The 19854-nt window shown below is 62.2% G+C and carries 21 protein-coding genes; 11 read left to right on the top strand and 10 right to left on the bottom strand.

What is annotated here, in order from left to right; translation table 11 throughout:
* The first annotated feature begins 152 nt into the window (after window positions 1-152).
* Entirely contained in the window at window positions 153-554 is a 402-nt protein-coding gene (locus tag J5M57_RS15730; RefSeq protein WP_207848686.1) for a GFA family protein, read from the top strand.
* On the opposite strand, the gene J5M57_RS15725 is transcribed toward J5M57_RS15730, so the two are convergent.
* Window positions 555-881: a DOPA 4,5-dioxygenase family protein gene (locus J5M57_RS15725; RefSeq protein WP_207848685.1), complete on the bottom strand. Its 327-nt coding sequence runs from the start codon at window positions 879-881 to the stop codon at window positions 555-557.
* Between the two features lie 79 nt (window positions 882-960).
* Here J5M57_RS15725 and J5M57_RS15720 point away from each other — a divergent pair, with 79 nt between their 5' ends.
* Window positions 961-1626: an NAD(P)H-binding protein gene (locus J5M57_RS15720; RefSeq protein WP_083367441.1), complete on the top strand. Its 666-nt coding sequence runs from the start codon at window positions 961-963 to the stop codon at window positions 1624-1626.
* Between the two features lie 80 nt (window positions 1627-1706).
* Here the strand turns inward: J5M57_RS15720 and J5M57_RS15715 are convergent, their stop codons facing one another.
* Window positions 1707-2657 (bottom strand): LysR family transcriptional regulator, encoded by a 951-nt coding sequence (locus J5M57_RS15715; RefSeq protein WP_207848684.1) that lies wholly within the window; start codon window positions 2655-2657, stop codon window positions 1707-1709.
* A 114-nt stretch (window positions 2658-2771) separates the two neighbouring features.
* Between J5M57_RS15715 and betC the strand changes: the two genes are divergently transcribed.
* The 3 genes from betC (at window position 2772) to J5M57_RS15700 (ending at window position 6984) form a co-directional block, all read left to right on the top strand.
* Entirely contained in the window at window positions 2772-4286 is a 1515-nt protein-coding gene (betC, locus tag J5M57_RS15710) for a choline-sulfatase (protein WP_207848683.1), read from the top strand.
* A 16-nt stretch (window positions 4287-4302) separates the two neighbouring features.
* Window positions 4303-5223, top strand: coding sequence for a choline ABC transporter substrate-binding protein (choX, locus tag J5M57_RS15705; RefSeq protein ID WP_207848682.1), 921 nt, complete (start codon window positions 4303-4305; stop codon window positions 5221-5223).
* Between the two features lie 192 nt (window positions 5224-5415).
* A complete protein-coding gene (locus tag J5M57_RS15700) occupies window positions 5416-6984 on the top strand; it encodes a SulP family inorganic anion transporter (RefSeq protein WP_083367445.1) in 1569 nt (522 codons plus the stop codon).
* 116 nt (window positions 6985-7100) lie between these two features.
* Here the strand turns inward: J5M57_RS15700 and aroE are convergent, their stop codons facing one another.
* Window positions 7101-7922: a shikimate dehydrogenase gene (gene aroE / locus J5M57_RS15695; protein WP_207848681.1), complete on the bottom strand. Its 822-nt coding sequence runs from the start codon at window positions 7920-7922 to the stop codon at window positions 7101-7103.
* Window positions 7923-7931: 9 nt separating this feature from the next.
* Window positions 7932-8846, bottom strand: a complete 915-nt coding sequence (hemF, locus tag J5M57_RS15690; protein ID WP_025112274.1) for an oxygen-dependent coproporphyrinogen oxidase — start codon at window positions 8844-8846, stop codon at window positions 7932-7934.
* A gap of 164 nt (window positions 8847-9010) precedes the next feature.
* On the opposite strand from hemF, the gene J5M57_RS15685 reads away from it, so the two are divergent.
* Window positions 9011-9988, top strand: coding sequence for an NADPH:quinone reductase (locus tag J5M57_RS15685; RefSeq protein ID WP_207848680.1), 978 nt, complete (start codon window positions 9011-9013; stop codon window positions 9986-9988).
* A 64-nt stretch (window positions 9989-10052) separates the two neighbouring features.
* Here J5M57_RS15685 and J5M57_RS15680 read toward each other — a convergent pair whose 3' ends face one another.
* The 4 genes from J5M57_RS15680 to J5M57_RS15665 all read right to left on the bottom strand — a co-directional run bounded on the left by J5M57_RS15680 (window position 10053) and on the right by J5M57_RS15665 (window position 13786).
* Window positions 10053-10727 carry a hypothetical protein gene (locus J5M57_RS15680; RefSeq protein WP_207848679.1) on the bottom strand — a complete coding sequence of 225 codons (675 nt, stop codon included), beginning with the start codon at window positions 10725-10727 and terminating at the stop codon, window positions 10053-10055.
* 240 nt (window positions 10728-10967) lie between these two features.
* Window positions 10968-11525: an L-threonylcarbamoyladenylate synthase gene (locus tag J5M57_RS15675; protein WP_064585219.1), complete on the bottom strand. Its 558-nt coding sequence runs from the start codon at window positions 11523-11525 to the stop codon at window positions 10968-10970.
* 55 nt (window positions 11526-11580) lie between these two features.
* Window positions 11581-12678, bottom strand: coding sequence for a DNA-processing protein DprA (gene dprA, locus J5M57_RS15670; protein ID WP_064585218.1), 1098 nt, complete (start codon window positions 12676-12678; stop codon window positions 11581-11583).
* A gap of 82 nt (window positions 12679-12760) precedes the next feature.
* Window positions 12761-13786 carry a LysM domain-containing protein gene (locus J5M57_RS15665; RefSeq protein ID WP_207848678.1) on the bottom strand — a complete coding sequence of 342 codons (1026 nt, stop codon included), beginning with the start codon at window positions 13784-13786 and terminating at the stop codon, window positions 12761-12763.
* Between the two features lie 159 nt (window positions 13787-13945).
* Between J5M57_RS15665 and def the strand changes: the two genes are divergently transcribed.
* The 5 genes from def (at window position 13946) to J5M57_RS15640 (ending at window position 18587) form a co-directional block, all read left to right on the top strand.
* Window positions 13946-14452 carry a peptide deformylase gene (gene def, locus J5M57_RS15660; RefSeq protein WP_027610272.1) on the top strand — a complete coding sequence of 169 codons (507 nt, stop codon included), beginning with the start codon at window positions 13946-13948 and terminating at the stop codon, window positions 14450-14452.
* A gap of 57 nt (window positions 14453-14509) precedes the next feature.
* Window positions 14510-15469 carry a methionyl-tRNA formyltransferase gene (fmt, locus tag J5M57_RS15655; protein WP_169842831.1) on the top strand — a complete coding sequence of 320 codons (960 nt, stop codon included), beginning with the start codon at window positions 14510-14512 and terminating at the stop codon, window positions 15467-15469.
* Complete coding sequence (rsmB, locus tag J5M57_RS15650; RefSeq protein WP_169842832.1) at window positions 15466-16776, top strand: 16S rRNA (cytosine(967)-C(5))-methyltransferase RsmB; 1311 nt, start codon at window positions 15466-15468, stop codon at window positions 16774-16776. Before fmt ends, rsmB begins: the two co-directional genes overlap by 4 nt.
* Before the next feature lie 22 nt (window positions 16777-16798).
* Window positions 16799-18175: a Trk system potassium transporter TrkA gene (trkA, locus tag J5M57_RS15645; protein ID WP_003220233.1), complete on the top strand. Its 1377-nt coding sequence runs from the start codon at window positions 16799-16801 to the stop codon at window positions 18173-18175.
* 97 nt (window positions 18176-18272) lie between these two features.
* A complete protein-coding gene (locus J5M57_RS15640; protein WP_064585214.1) occupies window positions 18273-18587 on the top strand; it encodes a hypothetical protein in 315 nt (104 codons plus the stop codon).
* 15 nt (window positions 18588-18602) lie between these two features.
* On the opposite strand, the gene J5M57_RS15635 is transcribed toward J5M57_RS15640, so the two are convergent.
* Window positions 18603-18842: a PilZ domain-containing protein gene (locus J5M57_RS15635; protein WP_207848677.1), complete on the bottom strand. Its 240-nt coding sequence runs from the start codon at window positions 18840-18842 to the stop codon at window positions 18603-18605.
* Between the two features lie 108 nt (window positions 18843-18950).
* The gene (locus J5M57_RS15630; protein WP_064389687.1) at window positions 18951-19838 is read right to left on the bottom strand and encodes a lysophospholipid acyltransferase; all 888 of its coding nucleotides are present in this window, start codon (window positions 19836-19838) and stop codon (window positions 18951-18953) included.
* Between the last annotated feature and the right edge of the window lie 16 nt (window positions 19839-19854).

Below are 19854 nucleotides of genomic sequence, written 5' to 3'. Positions count from 1 at the left end.
GCGTTGGCCAACCGGTCTGTTGCCGGTAGTGGCGGCGATCCTAATCGGGCAACCTTTCAGCTACCTTTCGCCGACGAAAGCTTCGGGCGAATGGCCAACCGGCCGTCGGATGCGGCTGGAGTCAATCAATTCGGGGACGGGAGGGCAGGGACATGGGAGAAGTGCACAGCGGTGGCTGCCATTGCGGACATATCCGCTATCAGTTCAGCGGGGCATTGCACGACATCGCGCATTGCCACTGCTCGATCTGCCGCAAGGTCAGCGGCGGCATCGTCACCACATGGATCACCGTGCCGGCGGCGAATTTCCAGTGGCTGGCGGGGACTCCGGCGCGCTATGACTCTTCCAGCAGGTGCGCGCGCTACTTCTGCCCGCAATGCGGCGCGCAACTGGCGCTGGTGACCCTGCTCAGTCCGGAGAGCATCGATGTGACCATCGCCACGCTGGATCATCCGCAGCGCGCACCGGCCGAGCGGCATATCTGGACCGACAGCCAACTGCCCTGGCTGCATCTGGACGAGCATCTGCCGGGCGAACCCGAAGAAACCCTTTGATCAGAAAATAGACAGGTCCAACGGGCGTATCGCGCCCATCCAGATCGCATGCTCGGTGTGGTCGAGCAGATCATTGCCGGTGTCCGGGTGCAGGAACACCACCAACCCCTGGCGATTGAGCGCCAGCCACGGCAGCACCTCGCCGATCAGCTGTGGGCCGAAGGCCAGTTGGCAGCTCCAGTCCGGATGCGGGCCGACCGGACGCTCGTGCATCCGGCCCATCTGCAAGGCAAATGTCTGCGCCGCCCGCTCGCACAAGGCCCGGGCCTGCGCAAGCGTGCTGGCGTTGTAATAGATATGGGCGTGGTAGCCCTTGATCGTATGCATGTGCAAGCCTCTGAATCGATTCGAACCCTCGCCGTTTCCTGTGGGTCACACGCCATATGACAGGAACAGGAGCTCAGCCATGAAAAATGCCGAAACCCCGACGGTGAAGGTGGTGCTCTATGGTGCCATGGCTAGCCTGGGCGGCGCGTTGATGGCTGAAATGCTGCGCAGGCAGCACGAAGTCATCGCGATTCTCGACGATTTGAACGTGCTCGCGCCACGGCCCGGGCTGCGCACCAAGAGCGGCGATCTGTTCGACGCCGAGCGGGTCAAGCAAAGCGTAGCGGGCAGCTCGGCGGTGATTTGCCTGCTGGATGCACCGGGCCTGCCGTTCAGCAGCGACCAGGTGGAACGGTCCGTAGTGCTGGGGCCGGTGGAGCAGGTGCTGGCGGTCGACGCACTGGTCGACGGCCTGCAAGCGGCGAACGTGTCTCGGCTGTTTCTGGTGGGGAATTTTGCCGTCCTTGATGAACCGGATCTGGACGACGGGCTGCAACGCCACGCCGCCGAAGAAATCCGCGAAGCCCTGCAAAGCAGCCCGTTGCAGTGGACACTGGTGAACGCGCCCCACGGTGTGGCCGGGCTGAGCATCGAGCATTTCAGTCAGGTGGGCGGCAATCTGGAGCCAGGGCTGGCAGAACCGCTGGAACGGCTGAACCGGGTCGCGGTGGGGATTGCCGATGAGCTGCGGTTGAATCTGCATGTGGGGCAGCATGTGAATTTTGTGGCGACGTCAGATACGTAAAAAGATCGCAGCCTGCGGCAGCTCCTACATAGACATGCAACCTCCTGTAGGAGCTGCCGCAGGCTGCGATCTTTTGATCTTCAAACCGCAATCGAAGGCAACGCCATACCATTCAGGGATTCGGCGCTGCTGGCCTGCTCAACCATCAACCAGTCAACAAACTGCTGAATCAACGCGCTCCGGCGTTTACGTTGCGGCAGCACCACGTAATAACCGAGGCGCGAGAGGGTGGTTTCGGCGATGGGCCGACAGAGCAAGCCTTGGGTCAGCAAGTTATCCACAAGGTGGCGCCAACCAATCGCCACGCCCTGACCGCCAATCGCCGCCTGAATCAGCAACGTGTAGTTGTCGAAACGCAATTGTCCCGGTGCCGGTGGCGTGCTGATGCCCAGTTCGCGGAACAGCCCGCTCCAGTCAAACCAGTTGCTGCTGTTTTCCCCGCGCAGGTGCAGCAGCGGCAACTCCAGCAGTGCCTGAGCGGGCAAGGGCAGGGGCCGGTCCTTGAGCAATTGCGGGCTGCACACCGGGAACACTTCTTCGCTGAACAGCCAATGGCTCTCGCCCTGTTTGAAGCGCCCGTCGCCAAACAGCACCGCGACATCAATGTCGGTGCGCAGCATGTTGTGGTTGCGCTCGCTGGTCACCAGGCTGACGTCGACGTTCGGGTTGGCCTGGTGAAAGCGCTGCAGGCGCGGCATCAGCCAATAGGCAGCGAAGGCAAAGTCGGTGGCGACCTGCAAAACTTCATGCTGCTGTTGCGTACTGATTGCGCTCAATCCTGCGTCGATATGCTGCAAACCGAGCTGAACCTGCTCGAACAGGATGGCCCCGCCCTCAGTCAGTTCGATACCGCGATAAATCCGGTCAAACAGCCGCGCACCCAACTGCTCTTCCAGGCGCTTGATCTGCTGGCTGATCGCCGGTTGCGTGGTACCCAGTTCCACGGCCGCCGCGGTGAAACTGCGATGCCGCGCCGCTGCTTCGAAGGCGCGCAACAGGTCGAGGGACAGATTACCGAGAGCGTCATACATAAGCGGTGCTTATCCTAGTCATTATCCGGCGCGGGCTTTACCGGACAGGGCATGGGCTCCATGCTCGATCGCAGCAATGTCGCATAAATATTCACTATGGAATGCCGCGATCACATGAAGCGCAAGAACATTCTTTTCATCATGGCCGATCAAATGGCCGCGCCAATGTTGCCGATCTACGGCCCATCGCCGATCAAACTGCCGAATCTCTCACGCCTCGCCGCCCAAGGCGTGGTGTTCGATGCCGCGTACTGCAACAGTCCGCTCTGCGCGCCGTCACGCTTCACCCTGGTCAGCGGCCAGTTGCCGAGCAAGATCGGCGCCTACGACAACGCCGCCGATTTCCCCGCCGACATTCCGACCTACGCCCATTACCTGCGCCGCCTCGGCTACCGCACCGCGCTGTCGGGCAAGATGCATTTCTGCGGCCCGGATCAACTGCACGGCTATGAAGAACGCCTGACCAGCGACATCTACCCTGCCGATTACGGCTGGGCGGTGAACTGGGACGAACCGGACGTGCGCCCAAGCTGGTATCACAACATGTCTTCGGTGCTGCAGGCCGGGCCGTGCGTGCGCACCAACCAGCTCGACTTCGATGAAGAGGTGGTGTTCAAGGCCCAGCAATACCTGTTCGACCATATCCGCGAGGACGGCGATCAGCCGTTCTGCCTCACGGTGTCGATGACTCACCCACACGACCCGTACACGATTCCCAAGGCATTCTGGGATTTGTACGACGACGGTGACATCCCTTTGCCGACAACCCCGGATCAACATTCCCTCGACCCGCACTCGCAGCGCCTGCTCAAGGTCTACGACCTGTGGGAAAAGCCGCTGCCTGTGGATAAAATTCGCGACGCGCGCCGTGCCTATTTCGGCGCGTGCAGCTATATCGATGCCAACGTCGGCAAACTCCTGCAAACCCTCGAAGATACAGGGCTGATCGACGACACCATCATCGTGTTCTCCGGCGACCATGGCGACATGCTCGGCGAGAAAGGCCTCTGGTACAAAATGCACTGGTTCGAGATGGCTGCTCGCGTGCCGCTGTTGATAAGTGCTCCAGGCCAGTTCAATGCAGGCCGCGTCAGCGCCGCCGTATCGACCGCCGACCTGTTGCCGACCTTCGTCGAGCTGGCCGGCGGTACCCTAGAACCGGGCCTGCCGCTGGATGGCCGTTCGTTGCTGGCGCATCTGCAAGGGCAGGGCGGGCATGACGAAGTGTTCGGCGAATACATGGCCGAAGGCACCGTCAGCCCGCTGATGATGATCCGGCGCGGCGCGTACAAATTTATCTACAGTGAAAGCGACCCGTGCCTACTCTTCGATGTGCACAACGATCCGCACGAACGTGAAGAGCTCAGCCAGTCGCCGCAACATCAACAACTTTTCGGCGATTTTCTCGCTGAGGCGCGGGCGAAGTGGGACATCCCGGCGATCCACCGCGAGGTCCTCGCCAGCCAGCGCCGCCGTCGTTTTGTTGCCGATGCCCTGACCATCGGCAAGCTGAAGAGCTGGGATCACCAGCCGCTGGTGGATGCCAGTCAGCAGTACATGCGCAACCACATCGACCTCGACGATCTGGAACGCAAGGCCCGTTATCCACAACCCTGCCAAAACCAATAATGTTAAGGGGAAGTCCATGCGCAAGTTATCCACAGTACTGACGATCAGCCTGCTGGCCCTGGGCAGTGCCTCGGCATTTGCCGAACAAAGCTGCGAAACGGTGAAAATGGCCGACCCGGGCTGGAGCGACATCGCCGCGACCAACGCCATCACCGGGTTTCTGCTGGACGGCATGGGCTACAAGGCCAAGGTCGACACCCTCGCGGTGCCGATCACCTTCGGCGGGTTGAGGGACGGTCAGGTGGATGTGTTCCTCGGCAACTGGATGCCGGCGCAGCAGGGCTTCTACGACAAGTTCGTCGCCACCGGCGACGTGACGCAACTGGCGAAGAACCTCGACGGCACCGAATTCACTCTGGCAGTCCCGGATTACGTGTGGGACGCCGGTGTGCATAACTTTGCCGACCTGAACAAATACGCCGACAAGTTCGAGAAGAAAATCTACGGCATCGGTTCCGGTGCACCCGCGAACATCTCGCTGCAGGAGATCATCAAGAAGAACGACTTCGACCTCGGGCAGTGGAAGCTGATCGAGTCCAGCGAACAAGCGATGCTCGCCGAAGTGTCGCGGGCCGTGAAGAAACAGAAATTCGTCACCTTCCTCGGCTGGACCCCGCACCCGATGAACGTGCAGTTGAAGATGCATTACCTGAAGGGCGGCGAGAAGTATTTCGGCGACACCGGCAGCGTGTTCACCCTGACGCGCAAAGGCTACGCCGAGGCCTGCCCGAACGTGGGCAAGTTGCTGACCAACCTGGCGTTCACCCAGGACATGGAGAACAGCATCATGGCTGAGGTGGTGAACAAGAAGGTCAGCAATGCCGACGCGGCGAAGGCGTGGATCAAGGCCAATCCGGCGGTGCTGGATAAATGGCTGGACGGGGTGAAGACCGTGGATGGCAAGGATGCTTTGCCTGCGGTGAAGGCCAGGCTCTGACGCATTCTTGTGGCGAGGGAGCTTGCTCCCGCTGGAGTGCGAAGCGCTCCCAATCGGGCTGACTGGGTTTTCGCAGATAAACCGAGCAGTCTGGTTTGCGACTGCTTCGCAGCCGGGCGGGAGCAAGCTCCCTCGCCACAGTGATTGCCGCGTCCTGATAACCTTGCATAAACCCACACCCCGCGAGGACCCATGGCCCTGCCCAGTCGCCATTCACTTTTCCCCTTCCTGACCTGGCTGCCCCGGCAAACCCGCGCCAGCGTCGGCCGGGATCTGGTCGTTGGTCTGAGCGGTGCCATTCTCGCGTTGCCACAGTCGATCGCCTACGCACTGATCGCCGGCCTGCCACCCGAATACGGTCTCTATGCCGCGATCATCCCGGTCTTGATCGCCTGCCTGTGGGGTTCGTCGTGGCATCTGATCTGCGGCCCGACTGCAGCGATTTCGATTGTGCTGTATGCCAGCGTCAGTCCCTTGGCCGTGCCCGCGTCGCAGGACTACATCACGCTGATCCTGCTGCTGACCTTTCTTGCCGGTCTCTTCCAGTGGCTGCTGGGCTTGTTGCGCTTCGGCGCTTTAGTGAATTTCGTTTCGCATTCGGTGGTGCTGGGGTTCACCCTTGGCGCGGCGGTGGTGATTGCCATCGGCCAATTGCCCAACCTGCTGGGGCTGGACTTGCCGGCGAAAGCCACGGCCCTGGCCAGCCTGATGGACCTGCTGCAACACCTGCGGGCTGTGGATAAACCGTCATTGGTATTGGGCGTGGCGACGGTGCTCGTCGGTTTCGTGCTCAAACAATTGCTGCCGCGCTGGCCGACCCTGTTGATAACCCTGGTGCTGGGCAGTGCAGTCGTGTGGTTATGGCCGTCAATGTTCGGCCATGTGCATCTGGTCAGCGCTTTTGTCGGGCGCTTGCCGCCGTTCAGTGGGTTGCCGCTGGATCTGGATCTGATTCTGCGCTTGCTGCCGAGTGCGGTGGCGGTGGGCATGCTCGGGCTGGTCACTAGCCTGTCGATTGCCCGCTCGATTGCTGCACGTTCGCAGCAACTGCTCGATGCCAATCAGGAGGTTCGCGCGCAGGGTTTATCGAATATCGTCGGCGCGTTCTTTTCCGGATCGTTGTCCGCCGGCTCGTTCACCCGTTCCGGCCTGAGTTACGAGGCGGGCGCCTGCTCACCGCTGGCCGGGGTGTTTTCGGCAATCTGGGTGGCGTTGTTCGCGATTTTCGGCGCCGGACTGATTTCGCACATTCCGATTCCCGCCATGGCCGGGAGCATTCTGTTGATCGCCTGGGGGCTGGTGGATCATCGCGGCATCCGCTCGTTGCTGCGGGTCAGCCATGCGGAGTTCGTGGTCATGGCACTGACCTGTCTCGCGACCTTGCTGCTGGAATTGCAGACCGCGATTTATGCCGGGGTGCTGGCGTCGCTGTTCTTCTACCTCAAGCGGACATCGCAACCACGCGTCCAGCATTGGCGCGACGGTGAAGACGATGTGCTGCGGGTCGGTGGCTCGATCTTCTTCGGCGCCAGCCATTACCTGCAAGTGCGCCTGCAACGGCTGCACGGCACGCGCGTGGTGATCGATGCGCAACACATCAACTTCATCGACTATTCAGGGGTGGAGATGCTGCATCAGGAAGCGCGGCGCCTGCTGCGCCAGGATCGCAGCCTGACCCTGCGCCGGGCACGGCCGCAGGTGGTGGAGGAGTTGAGAAAGCTGGAAGGGCCGGAGCAATGCCCGATCCGGTTCGAAGATTGACCATTTCTGACCTCTGTGGCGAGGGAGCTTGCTCCCGCTGGCTGCGTAGCAGCCCAAACCAATTGCGGGCGCTTCGCACCCGAGCGGGAGCAAGCTCCCTCGCTACAAAGGCTCTGTTATCGGGCTAGCTGGCGGCGTAGTTCGGCGAGCACCGGTGCCGTATCCGGACGCACACCACGCCACAGGAAAAACGCCTCGGCTGCTTGCTCAGCCAGCATCCCCAGGCCATCCATTGACACCGCTGCGCCATGCTCGCTGGCCCAACGGCAGAACGCAGTCGGTTCCTTGCCGTACATCATGTCGTAGCACAAGGTCTGGCCCGGCTCGATCAGGCTCGGCGCAATCGGCGGCACGTCGCCGGTCAGGCTGGCGGAGGTGGCGTTGATGATCACGTCCACCGGCTCCTGCAACCAGTCGAAACCACTGGCCGACACCGGTCCCAGATCACAGAACAACTCGGCCAGCAGCTCGGCCTTGTCCACCGTGCGGTTGGCGATGATCACCGACGCCGGTTTTTCCGCCAGCAACGGCTCCAGCGCGCCACGCACTGCGCCACCCGCACCGAGCAGCAGGATGCGTTTGCCGGTCAGGCTGAAACCGGCGTTCACCGTCAGGTCGCGCACCAGTCCGGCGCCGTCGGTGTTGTCGCCCAGCAATGAACCATCGGCCAGTTTGCTCAAGGTGTTTACCGCACCGGCCCGTTGCGCACGAGCGGTCAGGCTGTTCGCCAGACGATAGGCCTCTTCCTTGAACGGCACAGTGACGTTGGCGCCGCGACCTTCCCGGAAGAACGCCATGGCGCAGGCGCTAAAGTCGTCGAGTGGCGCCAGCAGGGTGCTGTAGTCGAGACTCTGCCCGGTCTGCTCGGCGAACAGTTTGTGAATCATCGGCGACTTGCTGTGGCCGATCGGGTTACCGAAAACGACGTAACGATCCATCAGCAGTCCTCAGGCCTGGGCCAGCCAGTCGCGGTCTTGCAGGAAGTAGTCGGTCAGACGCGCCTCTTCGCTGCCCGGCTCGGCTTTGAAGTCATAGGCCCAGCGCACTTGCGGCGGCAGCGACATGAGGATCGACTCGGTACGCCCGCCGGACTGCAGGCCGAACAGCGTGCCGCGGTCATACACCAGGTTGAACTCGACGTAGCGGCCACGGCGGAATTCCTGGAATTCACGTTGCTTGGCGCTGAACGCATCATGTTTGCGGCGCTGCACGATGGGCAGGTAAGCGTCGATGTAGGCGTCGCCGATGGCGCGCATGAAGGCGAAACTGGTGTCGAAATCCCATTCGTTCAGGTCGTCGAAAAACAGGCCGCCGATGCCGCGCGGCTCGTGGCGGTGCTTGATGTGGAAATAGGTGTCACACCAGGCCTTGTAACGCGGATAGACGTCCGGCCCAAATGGCGCGCAGGCCTGCTCGGCGACGCGGTGCCAGTGGATGCAGTCTTCTTCGTTGCCGTAATACGGGGTGAGGTCGAAGCCGCCACCGAACCACCAGACCGGCTCTTCACCTTCCTTTTCGGCGATGAAAAAGCGCACGTTGGCGTGGGACGTCGGCACGTGCGGGTTGTGCGGGTGAATCACCAGCGACACGCCAAGGGCTTCGAAGCCACGCCCCGCCAATTCCGGGCGATGGGCGCTGGCCGACGGCGGCAGGCCGCTGCCGAACACATGGGAAAAGTTGACCCCGCCCTTTTCGATCACCGTACCGTTTTCGATCACGCGGGTGCGACCGCCACCGCCGGCAGGTCGGGCCCAGGCGTCTTCGACGAAGCGCGTGCCGCCGTCCTCGGTTTCCAGTGCGGCGCAGATGCGGTCTTGCAGGTCGAGCAGATAGGCCTTTACGGCGTCGGTGCGGGTCGTCATGGCTTCACCTTGAATCAGGGCATAGCTACGCGGGCGCCCCGCAGGCGGGGGTCGGCGCAAATGGGCGCGTAGCATAACACCGCAGGCAAGCGCGCCGCAGTTGACGAAGATCAACCAGGGGAGTTGGATAGGGGGCTCATAAAAGACCCAAGGAGAGCAGGCAGATGGCAAAGCGTATCCAGTTCCGCGCCCACGGCGGTCCCGAAGTGCTCGAGTTTGTTGACTACGAACCCGCCGCGCCCGGCCCGAACCAAGTCCGGGTGGCCAACAAGGCGATCGGTCTGAACTTCATCGACACCTACTACCGCAGCGGTCTGTATGCACCGCCCGCTCTGCCATCCGGCCTCGGCGCTGAAGGCGCCGGCATCGTCGATGCGGTGGGCAGCGACGTCACCCGGTTCAAGGTCGGTGATCGCGTGGCGTACGGCAGCGGTCCGCTGGGTGCCTACAGCGAGTTGCACATCCTGCCCGAGGCCAATCTGGTCAAGCTGCCGGACGAAATCAGCTTCGACACTGCCGCTGGGGTCATGCTCAAGGGCCTGACGGTGCAGTACCTGCTGCGCCAGACCTATGAGCTCAAGGGCGGCGAAACCATTCTGTTCCACGCCGCCGCCGGGGGCGTCGGCTCGCTGGCCTGCCAATGGGCCAAGGCACTGGGCGTGAAACTGATCGGCACCGTCAGTTCCAAGGAAAAAGCCGAGCTGGCCAAGGCCAACGGCGCCTGGGCGACCATCGACTACAGCCACGAAAACGTTGCCCAGCGCGTGCTGGAGCTGACCGATGGCAAGAAAGTCCCGGTGGTCTACGATGGCGTCGGCAAGGACACCTGGCTGACCTCGCTCGACAGCCTGGCGCCGCGTGGCCTGCTGGTGAGTTTCGGTAATGCCTCCGGTGCAGTGGACGGGGTCAATCTGGGGATTCTTGCGGCCAAGGGCTCGCTGTACGTGACCCGCCCGACCCTGGCAACCTACGCCAACAACGCCGAGAACCTGCAGCGCATGGCCGACGAGCTGTTCGAGATGATCATCAGCGGCAAGATCACGGTGGACATCAGCCAGCGCTATCCACTGGCTGACGCGGCAAAAGCGCAGACCGAGCTGTCGTGCCGGCGCACCACCGGCTCGACCATCCTCCTGCCCTGAAAAACCTTCGGCGTCTTGCCAGTCAGGGTCTCGGTACCCCGACTGGCAGGACGGTCGAACGCCTTCAGACACCCCGCGGATGACACTCCAACGGGTGCTGCACCAGATGGCCAACCGTCGCCTGATCAGGCTGTTGAACGGCCGCGAGGATTTGCCGCCACTCGGCTGACAACACCCAGTAATCGCCGCGTGCGCGCTGTTCGATGTGCAGGGCATTGGACGCGATCGGCATCAGGCCGAACCGCTGGAAAAAGCGCAGTTGTTGCGACCTGCACAGTGCGGTGACGCCCTGGTAACCGCTTTTTATCGCCCACTCGGCAGCGGCTGCCAACAGACCGTTGACCGCGATGGGCAGTTGATGGGTCGAGTACGAGATCAAGCGACTGAATTCGACATGACGTGACAGCGCCACCGTGGGCGACACATGTTGCTGCGCCAGCAGCGCCCATTCGAACGGGGCCGGAGTCGCCCGCATGACCGCCAGCAGTTGATCGTGCCGATACAGCAGAAAGTGGGTACTGCGCGACTTTATCGCCAGTTGCGTTTCAAGCATCCGCGCACGTGAGGTCAGCATGTAATGCTGCAGCCGCAGCCGAAATTGCCGATCGATAAACCGATCGAACTCCTGAGTATCCGTCCCCGCTTCAAGCGTTACGATACGGCATCCCTCATGGTGACTCTTTAGCGTCACCTGAAGCGCCTGCAGGTAATCCGTGAGTTGCAAATCCGTAGTGTCCATTCTTTCTCCGCAGACCTTAACTTATCGAAGTGTTTCGAGTGCAGGGAAAGGATGGTTGCTTTTGGCGAATCCGCCACGGCAGGAGGTCTGATTATCAAGTGGGAAAAGTCAATGAATCCGGGCACTTGGCGACTTTTCCGACACGAGAACACGCCCCGTTGCAGGACAAATCGCAGGCATGCGTAGTACTCCTCGCCATCAAGCCGAAGAGTACTCACCTTTCGAGGGTTTGAGGCCGGATCAGTCGGGACGGATGACCTTGCCGGTCGCCAGATCACGGATCACGCTGGGGTTCTTGCGCCCACCCAGTTGCCCGCCGAGGATCAGGTCGATCTGCCCGCGGAAATACTGTTCGACACGCAACCGCGTACGCGCCGCCGGACGCCCCTGGGGGTTGGCCGAGGTCGAAATCAGCGGCCCGACCATCGAGCACAGATCGCGGACCTGCGGATGATCGCTGACCCGCAGCGCCACCGTGTCATGCACGCCCGTCACCCATTCCGGCAACAGGTTCTGATGCGGCACCAGCCAGGTATTCGGCCCCGGCCAGGTGCTGGACATGCGGTCGATCCACTCTTGCGGGAAGTCTTCGAACAGGAAATCGAACTGACGGATGTTGTCGGCGACCAGGATCAGTCCCTTGTCCACCGAACGGTTCTTGATCGCCAAAAGCCGATCCACCGCCTCTTCGTTCCACGGGTCGCAACCCAGCCCCCAAACGGCTTCGGTTGGATAGGCAATCACCGCCCCGGCGCGAATCTCTCGCGCGGCTTGTTGCACACGCCAACTGTTGACCATGAAAAAACTCTCCGCAAACAGGTTTTGCGCAGTTTACCGATCTTCCCTGTAAAACCTAGCGTGTCCTGGCCAGCCAGCGACCGTTTTCGCACACCGCACGCCCCTCCATTTCCAGTTCGGTGAGCGCGGCCAGGACTTTGGGCAGCGCCCAGCCACTGCTGTCGGCCAACGCCTCACTGGTGTGCGGCGCGGCATGCAGCAGGTTCAACAGGGGATGCTCACTGCGCGGCGTGTCTGTGGATAACGGCAGATGTTGCCAGCCGCGCAAGGCTTCGAGGATGTGCTCGATGGTTTCCACCAGCACCGCGCCGTCGCGGATCAACTGGTGACACCCCCGCGCGCCGGGGTGATGGATCGAGCCGGGAATCGCATACACCTCGCGCCCCTGTTCCGCCGCCAGCCGCGCGGTGATCAGCGAACCACTGGCGACACTCGCCTCAACCACCAGTACGCCGAGGGACAATCCGCTGATGATCCGGTTGCGCCGCGGAAAGTTGCTCGCCGTCGGGCCGGCGTCCAGGGGGAACTCCGAAAGCACCGCGCTGCCGGCGGCGATCATCGCCTCGGCCAAGCGCTGATTGCGCTGTGGATAAAATTTTTCCAGACCGGTGCCAAGCACGCCCACGGTGTGCCCGCCGACATCCAGCGCCGCTTGATGGGCGGCCGCATCGATGCCCAGCGCCAGGCCACTGGTGATGACAAAACCGGCCCCGGCCAGGCTGCGGGAAAACGCCGCGGCGGTGTCCATTCCCGGACGCGAGGCGCGACGGCTGCCGACCATCGCCAGTTGCGGTTTTTCCAGAATCAGCGGATCGCCGGCCACGAACAACAGCGGCGGCGGGTCGGGTATCTGCGCCAGCAATGCCGGGTAATCGGCCTGGTCCCACATCAGCAAATGCTGGTGCGGACGCTCTAGCCAGCGCAATGCATGGCTGGCACCGTCGCGCACTTCGGGACTGCGCCGCGCCTCGGCAGACGCCGCCGGCAAACCCAGCGCTCGCCAGGCACTGGCCGGCGCACTGAGGGCTTTCGAGGCAGAGCCGAAGGCTTCGAGCAGTTTGGCAAAACGTTTGGGGCCAACATCCGGCAAACGGTGCAGGCGCAAACGCGCTTCCAGTTCCGCAGGGGAAACCGGCGTACAGGCAGACAGCATCGTGGATCATCCTTGATCGTTATAAGTCCCGAACCATTCGGAACAAGCTGTGGATAACTCTGTTGGTAACTTGTTAAGCCTGCTAAGGATTTCGCACCTTGTCGAGCACCGCCAGCGAGCGTGAAGCGTTGAGCACAAGGCCGTAACTGAGCTTGTCGTAAGTGCGGAACACCATCAGCAACCCGGCCCGTTCGTCAGGAATTTTCAGTGGCTGGCCGGTGATCCGGTCGCGCACGGTTTCCCCGGTCTTCATCACCACCAGTACATTGCCTTCGGCCAGGCCGTCGCGTTTGCCCTTGTTCAGGGTGACCACGTCCATCACGCCGATCTGGGTGACGCCGCGCGGCACGTCGATGATCAGCCCGTTGATACTGGTGCTCGGAGCGCTGGGCATGAAGGTTGAGTTGATCGAACGCTCTTCGCCGCTGAACAAGCGGTCGCCCAGGCGCACTTCCTGGGTGGTGCGTTGCAGGGCGAGGGTGGCGACGTCGCCTTCGGTGGCCACGATCTCACCGCCGCCGATGTCGTCGGCGTTGATCCCGAGAAATTCTTTGGTCTGCGGGTCGGTGTAGACCTTGCCCTGGCGGAAGATGCCGTACACCGGCTGATTCGGGTCGAAATGGCCGCGCGCGAAGATCCGGTCGCCGGTGCCGCTGAGCACGCGTTCGGCATCGCCGGCGACGATGTACGGCGCCTTGTCGAATTCCTCGACCTTGTCGACGATGCGGTTGCTCAGCAGAAAACTGTTGATCGATTTCAGTGGGATGCTCGGAATCGCCTCGGCCACCGGGCTGGTGCGGATACGCGGCGACAGTTTGATCGTGCCCCGTGACTCGCCACGGTTGAGGGTCAGTTGCGGCTGGCCGTTGACGTAACGGAGCGTCAACGTGTCGCCGGGGTAGATCAGGTTGGGATTTTCGATCTGCGGGTTGGCCCGCCACAGCTGTGGCCACTGCCAGGGCTCGCGCAGGTATTTGCCGGAAATGTCCCAGAGGGTATCCCCCGAAACCACCGTGTATTGCTGTGGAAAACCATCCCTGAGTTGCACTTGCCCTTGCGCCACGCCGGCCGAAGCCAGAAGCAGCAGGGCGAGTAGTGTTTTCCTCATGCAACGAATCCCTTTATCATGTGCGTTCGCGTGAACCGTCAGAGCCCCCGTGGCTCGCCAGTGCAAACTGCATTGGCTACGCTTCACAACGGTAGCCTGCATCTTCGGACCTGCCAGGCCATCGACCCGACTTTACTCAATACGTGCAGCAATCAGCCTATGGCCATTTTGAACATCCTCGAATTCCCGGACCCGCGTCTGCGTACTATCGCCAAGCCTGTGGCTGTAGTGGACGACGAAGTGCGTCAGTTGGTCGATGACATGTTTGAAACAATGTATGAAGCGCCGGGCATCGGCCTCGCCGCGACCCAGGTCAACGTGCACAAACGTATCGTCGTGATGGACCTTTCCGAAGACCGCACCGAACCCCGGGTGTTCATCAACCCCGAGTTCGAATCGCTGACCGACGAGATGGATCAGTACCAGGAAGGCTGCCTCTCGGTGCCGGGTTTCTACGAAAACGTCGACCGCCCGCAGAAGGTCAAGATCAAGGCGCTGGACCGCGACGGCCAGCCTTACGAACTGATCGCCGAAGGTCTGCTCGCCGTGTGCATCCAGCACGAATGCGACCACCTCAACGGCAAGCTGTTCGTTGACTACCTGTCCACGCTCAAACGCGACCGGATCAAGAAGAAACTGGAAAAGCTGCATCGCCAGAACGCTTGATGCCCCTCTTCAAAGGCTTGCTGCGGCAAGCCTTTTTCTTTTTATGAGACTCCTTTCATGACTGAGCCATTGCGCATCGTTTTTGCCGGCACCCCGGAATTCGCCGCCGAGCACCTCAAGGCCCTGCTGAACAGCCCCTACGAGATCGTTGCGGTCTACACCCAACCGGATCGTCCGGCCGGTCGTGGGCAAAAACTGATGCCGAGCCCGGTCAAACAACTCGCGCTGGAAAATAATATCCAGGTGTTGCAGCCGCCGACGCTGCGCAACGCCGATGCTCAAGCCGAGCTGGCTGCGCTGCAGCCGGACTTGCTGGTGGTGGTCGCCTATGGCCTGATCCTGCCGCAGGCGGTGCTGGATATTCCGCGCCTGGGCTGCATCAACAGTCACGCCTCGCTGCTGCCACGCTGGCGCGGTGCGGCGCCGATCCAGCGCGCCGTGGAACACGGTGATGCCGAAAGCGGCGTGACCGTGATGCGCATGGAGGCAGGCCTGGATACCGGGCCGATGCTGCTCAAGGTTGTGACCCCGATCAGCGCCGACGACACCGGCGGCACCCTGCACGACCGTCTAGCCGAAATGGGCCCGCCCGCCGTGGTTCAGGCGATTGCCGGCCTCGCAGCCGGAACGCTGGCAGGCGAAGTGCAGAACGACGAACTCGCCACCTACGCGCACAAATTGAATAAGGACGAAGCACGCATCGACTGGAGCCGCCCGGCTGTCGAGCTGGAGCGTCTGGTGCGTGCGTTCAACCCGTGGCCGATCACCCACAGCACCCTCAATGGCGAAGCGCTGAAAGTGCTGGCGGCGACACTGGCCGAAGGCAAAGGCGCGCCGGGCGAAGTGCTCAGCGCCAGCAAGGACGGCTTGATCGTCGCGTGCGGCGAGCAGGCGCTGTGCCTGACACGCCTGCAATTGCCCGGCGGCAAGGCGCTGAACTTCAGCGACCTGTTCAACAGCCGCCGTGAGAAATTCGCCGTCGGCACCGTGTTGGGTGCAGCGGTGGACGCGCAATGAATCCGCGTCTGGCCGCCGCCAAGGCACTCGCCGCCGTCCTCAGCGGCAAGGCTTCGCTGAACAGTTCGCTGCCGACGCAACTGGACAAGGTCGAAGACCGTGATCGCGGTTTCACCCAGGATCTCGCGTTCGGCACCGCACGCTGGCAGCCACGCCTGTCGGCACTGGCCGAAAAGCTGCTGCAAAAGCCGTTCAAGGCGGCTGACGCCGATGTCGAGGCGTTGCTGCTGGTCGGCCTCTATCAGTTGCTCTACACCCGTGTGCCGCCGCACGCTGCCATCGGCGAAACCGTCGGTTGCGCCGACAAGCTGAAAAAACCGTGGGCCAAGGGTTTGCTCAACGCCGTGCTGCGCAACGCCCAGCGTGAAAGCGAGACGATTTTCGCCGAGCTGGAGCGCGACCCGGTGGTACGCACTGCTCACCCGCGCTGGCTGCAAAAATCCCTGAAGGCCTTCTGGCCGGAGCAATGGGAAGCGATCTGCGCCGCGAATAACGCGCATCCGCCGATGATCCTGCGGGTCAACCGCCGCCATCACAGCCGCGACGCCTACCTCGGCTTGCTCAGCGAGGCCGGCATCGCCGCCACGCCGTGTGTCTACAGCCGCGACGGCATCGTCCTCGACGCCGCCGCCGACGTGCGCAGCCTGCCGGGTTTTGCCGAAGGCTGGATCAGCGTGCAGGACGAAGCCGCGCAACTGGCCGCCGATCTGCTCGATCTGGCGCCGGGTCAGCGCGTGCTCGACGCCTGCTGCGCGCCGGGCGGCAAGACCTGCCACATCCTCGAGGCCGAACCGGCGCTGGCCGGCGTGGTGGCAGTGGACCTGGAAGCCAAGCGTCTGGTGCGCGTAAAGGAAAACCTTGAGCGACTGGGCCTGAGCGCCGAACTGATCGCTGCCGACGGTCGCGATACCGCAGCGTGGTGGGACGGCAAACCGTTCCAGCGCATCCTGCTCGATGCGCCGTGCTCGGCCACCGGGGTGATCCGCCGCCATCCGGACATCAAGCTGACCCGTCAGCCGGACGACATCGTCGCCCTCGCGCAACTGCAAGGCGAGTTGCTCGACGCGCTGTGGAAAACCCTCGAAGTGGGCGGGATCCTGCTGTACGCCACCTGCTCGACCTTGCCTACCGAGAACACCGAGGTCATTGCCGCGTTCCTCGAGCGCACGCCGGGTGCCCGCGAACTGGATCTGGCGACTGCCGCCGGGATCAAACAACCCCATGGTCGCCAATTGCTGGCCCAGCAGGGCGGCCATGACGGGTTCTACTACGCCAAGCTGATCAAGATCGCTGCCGCGCGCGGCTAAACGGATTCAACGGAGTGACTGGATGAAAATCATCATCCTCGGTGCGGGACAGGTCGGCGGTTCGCTGGCCGAACACCTGGCGAGCGAAGCCAACGACATCACCGTGGTCGACACCGACGGCGAACGCCTGCGCGACCTCGGTGATCGCCTCGACATCCGCACCATTCAGGGCCGCGGCTCGCTGCCGTCGGTGCTGCGTCAGGCCGGCGCCGATGATGCCGACATGCTGGTGGCGGTGACCAACAGCGACGAGACCAACATGGTCGCCTGCCAGGTCGCCCACACCCTGTTCCACACCCCGACCAAGATCGCCCGGGTGCGCGAGGCGTCCTACCTCAATCGCGAGGAACAGCTGTTCCAGAACGAAGCGATTCCGGTCGACGTGCTGATCAGCCCCGAGCAAGTGGTGACCAACTACATCAAGCGCCTGATCCAGCATCCGGGCGCGCTGCAAGTGATCGACTTCGCCGAAGGCCAGGCGCAACTGGTGGCGGTGCGCGCGTATTACGGCGGGCCGCTGGTGGGTCAGCAACTGCGTCAGTTGCGTGAGCACATGCCGAATGTCGAGACGCGTGTCGCGGCGATTTTCCGCCGCGACCGGCCGATCCTGCCCCAGGGCGATACGGTGATCGAGGCCGATGACGAAGTCTTCTTCATCGCCGCCCGTGAGAATATTCGCGCAGTGATGAGCGAAATGCGCCGCCTCGACGAAACCTACAAGCGCATCGTCATCGCCGGCGGCGGGCAGATCGGTGAACGCCTGGCCGAGGCCATCGAAAGCCGCTACCAAGTGAAGATCATCGAGATGAACCCGGCACGCTGCCGTTATCTCTCCGACACCCTCGACAGCACCGTGGTGCTGCAGGGCAGCGCGTCGGACCGCGACCTGCTGCTGGAAGAGAACATTGCCGACGCCGACATCTTCCTCGCGCTGACCAACGATGACGAAGCCAACATCATGTCGTCGCTGCTGGCCAAACGGCTGGGGGCGAAGAAGGTCATGACGATCATCAACAACCCGGCCTACGTCGATCTGATTCAGGGCGGCGATATCGACATCGCCATCAGCCCACAACTGGCGACCATCGGCACCTTGCTCGCTCACGTACGCCGTGGCGACATCGTCAGCGTGCACTCATTGCGTCGGGGCGCGGCGGAGGCCATCGAGGCGATTGCCCACGGTGATGCGAAGTCGAGCAAGGTCATCGGCCGGCCCATCGAAAAAATCGGCCTGCCGCCGGGCAGCACGATTGGCGCGATCATTCGCAACGAAGAAGTGATCATCGCCCATGACGACACGGTGATCGAAACCGGCGACCATGTGATTCTGTTTCTTGTGGATAAAAAGCATATTCGCGATGTGGAGAAGCTGTTTCATGTGGGGCTGAGCTTCTTCTGATCCTGAATGAGCGGTGTCTTCATTGGCCACATAGCTGGCAAGCCAGCGATTGCAGCGCCACAGATCTTCCCTGACACAGCAGAAAAGGAATCCACCGATGCTCGAATCCCTGGAAAAAATGCTCGCCAAGGGTGTGGATAACGCCTTGCTGCGCTTCGGCCTGGGCAAGGGTTATCTGGACCTGGGGGAGAACGCCAAGGCAGCCGAGCATTTTCAGCACTGCGTAGCCTTCGATCCGAAGTACTCGGCCGCGTGGAAACTGCTGGGCAAGGCGCAGCAGGCGCTGGGCGATCACGCCGCCGCGCGCCAGGCATGGGAACAGGGTCTGGACGCCGCCCGCGCCCATGGCGACAAGCAAGCGGAAAAGGAAATGACGGTGTTTCTGAAGAAGCTCGACCGTCAGGCGCAATAAGTCAGCGGACGTTATTCACAAATAGCGCAGGCCGATGCCCTCGGCATCCACCGCCACCACTTCCATCCGCACCCGCGGCGCGCCTGTGGGTAAACCCTGCACCTGACCATAAACCACCGCGCCCTTGGGCAGCGACGCCAGGCGCGGATGCTGCACATATACCCCGACAGGCGTCAAATTGCGGGTCTGCCCGAGGCATTCGCCGAAGCTGTCGTGGGTGATCTTGATGCGGAATGATTTGCGTTGTTCGGACATCTTTCTGCGCCCTTCGATGAACGGGGTGTGGATAACCGCAGAAGCCAGATCAAAAGATCGCAGCCTGCGGCAGCTCCTACAAGTTATCCACAGAGTGTGCCAAGTGGGTCAGTACCAGCGCTCTTCGCCCGGCGGACGTTTCTTGAAGCGCTTCATGCTCCACATGTACTGGCTCGGATACGCCGCCACATAGCGCTCGACCACTTTGCTCATCGCCGCGCAGGACTCTGCGGTATCGGTGCTGTACATGGCCTCTGGCGCCGCCTCGAGGATCACTTTGTATCCGGAACCGTCCGGCAGGCGCAGGGCATGAAGGAACACCCCGACCGCTTTGCCGCCGGCGAGCATGTTCGGTACGAATTTGCTGGTCAGCGCCTGAGTCGCGAAGAACGGCACAAAGATCCCGGCGGATTCGGCCGGTTCCGGGTCAGCGGGGATGCCCACTGCACCACCCTTGCGCACTTCCTTGATGACGCTGAGGATGCCTTCCTTGGTCGACGCGGCGACTTTGTTGCCCAGTTGCACGCGTTGTTTGCGCAGCAATTCATCCACCGCCTTGAGCTTCGGCGGACGGTAGAAAATGATCGGTTTGCACTGGCTGCAATAGAAATGGTTGAGCACTTCCCAGTTGCCCAGGTGGCTGGTGATGCCGACCACGCCTTTGCCCGAGGCCAGCGCATCCTTGAGGATGTCGAGTCCTTCGACTTCGCGCACCAGATCGATCGAGCGCTGCGCCGGCCAGATCCACGCGCAGGCGCTTTCGGTCAGGGACTTGCCGATGTCTTTGAGGCTCTGGCCGACCAGACGCTCGCGCTCGGCCGGGTCCATCTGTGGAAAACATTTGGCGAGGTTGATCCGCACCACGTCGCGGGAACGGTTGGGGGTTTTCCACATGATCCAGCCGATGGCCGAACCCACGGCCTGTACAGCCCGCCATGGCAGCAGGGCAAACAGCCGCAGAGCGCCTACCAGCAAGGCGCCTTTAAACTTTTCCACAGGTCACTCCTGATCT

It is taken from the genome of Pseudomonas sp. 86_A (assembly GCF_017491705.1).
In the GTDB taxonomy this organism is placed as follows: Bacteria; Pseudomonadota; Gammaproteobacteria; order Pseudomonadales; family Pseudomonadaceae; genus Aquipseudomonas; species Aquipseudomonas koreensis.
The sequence above is the reverse complement of the archived record's forward strand: the minus strand, read 5'-3'. Positions and strand labels throughout refer to the sequence as shown.